The sequence below is a fragment of the Rubripirellula obstinata genome, assembly GCF_001642955.1.
GTDB lineage: Bacteria > Planctomycetota > Planctomycetia > Pirellulales > Pirellulaceae > Rubripirellula > Rubripirellula obstinata.
This window is the reverse complement of the sequence record NZ_LWSK01000218.1, coordinates 1-4,008: the sequence shown is the minus strand read 5'-3', so window position 1 is coordinate 4,008 and position 4,008 is coordinate 1. Positions and strand designations below refer to the sequence as shown.

The window sequence follows — 4,008 nt, the reverse complement described above, 5'->3', positions numbered from 1 at the left end:
AGACTTGCTCATGTGGGGGATCCTCTGAGAGAATGTAAGCCGAACTCCCAGTGAGTTCGGATCTACCAAAGGGTTCCTCACGTTTTCAATCCACACGCCCCGCCGCGAAGCGGCTTACTTGAACCATCGCATGCACCGGAGCCGGGCTTGCGCGTTTTTACAAATGGAACATCAACCGTCCCGGCCCGGTGATGCGTACCGTTATCCGACTGAGCCGTGGACATTGGCTGCCCGCATCGCGCCCTGCGGGGCATCTCCAACGCACGACCAACACCGCTTTGCCCCCAACGCTCGACCGACATCGAAGTGCTGACTGCCCTGCAGGGCATCAACCAACGCCTGAATTCCAATACTCAATCAATGCCGACGTGCCGGATGCACTGCGTGGCACAAACCAACACCTGACTTCCAACGCTCGACCAACATCGAAGTGCCGGATACACTGCGTGGCATCCACCAACGCCTGTCTTCGAGTGCCCCCTTCACTCTTGACCGCCAAAACTTGCTTTGCCGGCGATTCTTTGTTACGATTTCAACTTGGTGATTGTCACCTACGTGGACGAAGTCCGCACTGGCGGATCGCATCGCAATGGCGTGTTTCGGATAACCATTGCATGCACCGGAGTGGCGGCCGCACGCTTTCCTCTCTGCTTGCACGTCAAATCCCGCCACCTCGGTGATGCTTACCGTTATCCGACCGGGAGCACCCGGTCCACGCTTTACGCTTCAATCAAACACCAACTGCAAATTCAGGCTTGAACGTTTCGCCACAACTCCGGTTCCAAGGATTTGAATTTTTCCTAACCTCGAACGACTAAGATGACTCTAAGACTTCTCCCCAATGCAAACTGCACTCCCTCCCTATAATCGCGGATAACAAATAAGTCTTTGACATCGCGAGCTTGCGAGCCGATGTTCAAGGACTCGGTTCAAGTAGCCCGGTCATTCACTCTTGGGATTTGCTTCAGCGAGACCGCTTTGCTTGCAGATGACAGGGGCATTGACGTTGTTCTGCATCGGCAAGAGATTGCACCGGAGGCATTGAGTGTTGGGCCTTGCCTCTCTTGGAGAACTGCGGTTGAAACCACCTCCCGAATCTTTGGCGCTGCTGGATGACATGCATGCATATCTCCACCGGTCGCACGCTAGGTGACGATTCGTTTTTACGGGTTGAGCCGATTCGATCAAGCCTCATCTATCCGGTATCCAGATAAGGTGGCGGGCGACTGTACAGAGCGTGGCCTAATGAGTCCGCTACAAGAACTGTTTGGAGTTCGCCGCCACACTCCTTGCAGCGAGCTCTCTGCCTTGGCGGGACCGTTGGCCTCGCCAGCATGAGTGTGAACGCCCACCCCAAGGCGATCGCCACCAGCCAACGCACTTCCTCGGGCCCGATTCGGCTATTCGGACTCATCCAACCGTAGTAGCGGATCTTTTGAAGGCGTGACGGCAAGACATGCTGAGCGAAGCCACGCACAAATTCGTGACCAGTGACCGAACGAGTCTTGCTCTGTCGTGACTTCGAGGGCGTGTAGCGGAACGTGACGGTTTTCTCATCGACCGAAACGATTCGGTTGTCGCTGATCGCGACCCGGTGAACGTAGGGAGCTAAGTATTTCAGCACACTTCGCCCGTCACCGACCGCACGGATGTCTACGATCCATTTCTTCTTCCAGACGGATGCGTCGACTTGATCATAAAGCCCCAATTCACGCAGCCGATCAGCGAACTTCGCTTTGTAAACTCGACATGCGGTGCCGTGATCGAACAAGAAGTTCTCTGCGGTCTGTTGCCAACGATCCAGCGTCTTATTGACTCCTCCACCGGGAACCACAAAGTGAACATGCGGATGATAGACCGTCGGGTCGCGGCCCCAGGTATGAAGCACGCCAAAGAATCCTAATTCACAGCCCTTCAGCGACCGGGTCGCCGAGCTCACGTCGCGGATCGTTTCGCTTCCACAAGCAAAGATCGCCGTGTAGACTTGTTCATGTGAGGGGCCCTGTGAAGGTGTGAACACCGATTTCCCAGTGAGTTCGGATTCATCAAAAGATTCCTCACGCTTACAATCTAAACCCGCCGCGAAGCGGCTTACTTGTATTAAGCGATGAACAGCAGTCGGCCACGGCACCGAACGGAACACCAAACTCAAACGTGGCCGACGCGGTTACCGCGGGCGCTGGTCAATAAGCACCAATCCAACCAATCATGAATCGGCTAATCATCCTTCTTGCCGTACTTTCAATTGGAGTAGGCCTTCAAATATCGCCGGTTTCAGCAAAAGAAGGGGCGACACTTGTGGTTGTGATATCCGGGTTCAGATCCGATGCGACTGCCGAACAGATCGCAAGAAAGGCCTCGCGAGGCACTGGCAATAGTGGGGCCTACCAGCTAATGGTGGACTTGGAGGAATCCGGGTGCAGTGCCATGTTTTTCAACTGGAATGGAACATCGGCTGGGCAATTTGCAAGTCAAAAGGGGGCTGGCGCTGAAGGGATCGTTAGGTCAATTCGTCGCGCCAACATTCAACCCGGATTCGAACAACTTGTCCTCGTCGGCCATAGCTGGGGTGGCCACACTTTGCTCGATGTTGCGGACCTACTAAAACGCGACCCAACAATCGATGTCGACCTCGCAATCGGACTTGATGCTTCTTCGTTTTCTCGTGGAGAGCGAATGGAAAGTCTTCCAACGAATATCGCGAAACTGATAAACTACTTTTCGGACAACGCTTTCACCTGGGGTGAATGGCCCGATGAGTTGCGAGTCAGAAACATTTCTCTCGCTGATCCAGCCAATGGCTTTGTCGTTGATGGAAAGCCAGATTACGCGTCAAAGCTGAGCTGGGAAGCACACAACGCGGCCGAATGGGACGCCAACGTTCATGCTGCGATCAAAAAACTTGTGCTCGACTTAGCAACAGCCGCGGAAACGACGAACCATCGCATGCACGGGAGTGGCGGTGGCCGCCGTTCTTTGGAATCTAAGTCAACACCCGCCACCCCGTGATGCCGGACGTTCGTCCGTAGATGATCAGCTTCACTCGCAATCGCCCGTTCCGCCTGTAATCCAAAGGCTCAATACGATGCCCAATGTAACCTGGTCGCCCCATTGGGCCTTAGCATGCCTGATGACTGCATTGTGCTCGCACACCGTGTTGGGACAGGAAGATACCTTGGGCCTGCTTCAAGGCACCGTGTCGAATGAAACGGGACAACCGGTCCCTCACGCCCGAGTCGATATCTCCACGGCCGCGCCAGCATCGGGACCAGCAATCTTTTGCCCAAGCTGCTATCTGGATTGCCAAAAGTGGACGACGACCGACAACGCGGGAAACTTCAAAATTGACGGTTTAGATGTTCATCTCAAGTTTCGGCTAGTTGTCTCAGCGATTGGGTTCAAGACTGCACAAACGCAACTGACTGCCCCGGGAGAAAGCAATGTCGATTTATCTTTGCGAAAACGGCCCGACAATACGGATCCAAGCCGGACGGTTACGGGAGAGGTCAAGACAGCCACCGGAATACCGATCCAGGGAGCTCTTGTCGATAGTGTGAACACAATTGGCAAAGATGGATTGCGATGGTTTTACTCAAGAGGAGTCTCTCCGGTTGTTACCGACGCGAAGGGCTACTTCGAGATTGACCTCGTCGATGGTGTGTATGGCGTCGACGTAGAGATATCTGCGGAGGGGTTGTCTAGCAGGAGATTCGTTGGGCTGAATCCCAATACCGATCGGCACGTTTGCGAACTTTTGGAAGGCGCTCATGTGACTGGTCGCGTCAAAAGCAACGGTCTGCCCGTTGACGGAATGACTGTCTCCGTCGCGCAGACTGACCAGGGTTACAAGGGAGAAAAGTTCTTCCAGAAAGCAATACCAGCAGGGCGATTGCGCCACGATAGGTAATCTGGGAGACTGAGCGAAGGTTCGTGTTTGGACGGCTGATTTGCAGTTGTCGGGCGAATCGCTTCGTACTGGTGACCTTCGATGGAACGCTCCGCCTCGCT

General features: G+C 54.4%; 4 protein-coding genes and 1 pseudogene. 4 read left to right on the top strand and 1 reads right to left on the bottom strand.

The genetic code is table 11. From position 1 onward, the window contains the following. Window positions 1–216: 216 nt before the first annotated feature. Together RC85_RS27860 and RC85_RS24970 are read left to right on the top strand one after the other, a co-directional pair. Window positions 217–405: a hypothetical protein gene (locus tag RC85_RS27860; protein ID WP_162273270.1), complete on the top strand. Its 189-nt coding sequence runs from the start codon at window positions 217–219 to the stop codon at window positions 403–405. A 135-nt stretch (window positions 406–540) separates the two neighbouring features. Beyond that, window positions 541–759 (top strand): hypothetical protein, encoded by a 219-nt coding sequence (locus RC85_RS24970; protein WP_157594065.1) that lies wholly within the window; start codon window positions 541–543, stop codon window positions 757–759. A gap of 436 nt (window positions 760–1,195) precedes the next feature. Here the strand turns inward: RC85_RS24970 and RC85_RS24960 are convergent. Beyond that, a pseudogene (locus RC85_RS24960) lies at window positions 1,196–1,981 on the bottom strand (IS91 family transposase); the annotation flags it as partial. Between the two features lie 446 nt (window positions 1,982–2,427). Between RC85_RS24960 and RC85_RS27855 the strand changes: the two are divergent. Together RC85_RS27855 and RC85_RS24950 are read left to right on the top strand one after the other, a co-directional pair. Then, window positions 2,428–3,009 (top strand): alpha/beta hydrolase family protein, encoded by a 582-nt coding sequence (locus tag RC85_RS27855; protein WP_162273268.1) that lies wholly within the window; start codon window positions 2,428–2,430, stop codon window positions 3,007–3,009. A gap of 121 nt (window positions 3,010–3,130) precedes the next feature. Next, window positions 3,131–3,907 (top strand): carboxypeptidase-like regulatory domain-containing protein, encoded by a 777-nt coding sequence (locus RC85_RS24950; protein ID WP_160148240.1) that lies wholly within the window; start codon window positions 3,131–3,133, stop codon window positions 3,905–3,907. The last annotated feature ends 101 nt before the right edge of the window (window positions 3,908–4,008 follow it).

Bases quoted from the DNA above. Each gene is read 5' to 3' on its own strand.
- RC85_RS27855 (WP_162273268.1), top strand. From the start codon at position 2,428: ATGTTTTTCAACTGGAATGGAACATCGGCTGGGCAATTTGCAAGTCAA.
- RC85_RS24950 (WP_160148240.1), top strand. From the start codon at position 3,131: ATGACTGCATTGTGCTCGCACACCGTGTTGGGACAGGAAGATACCTTG.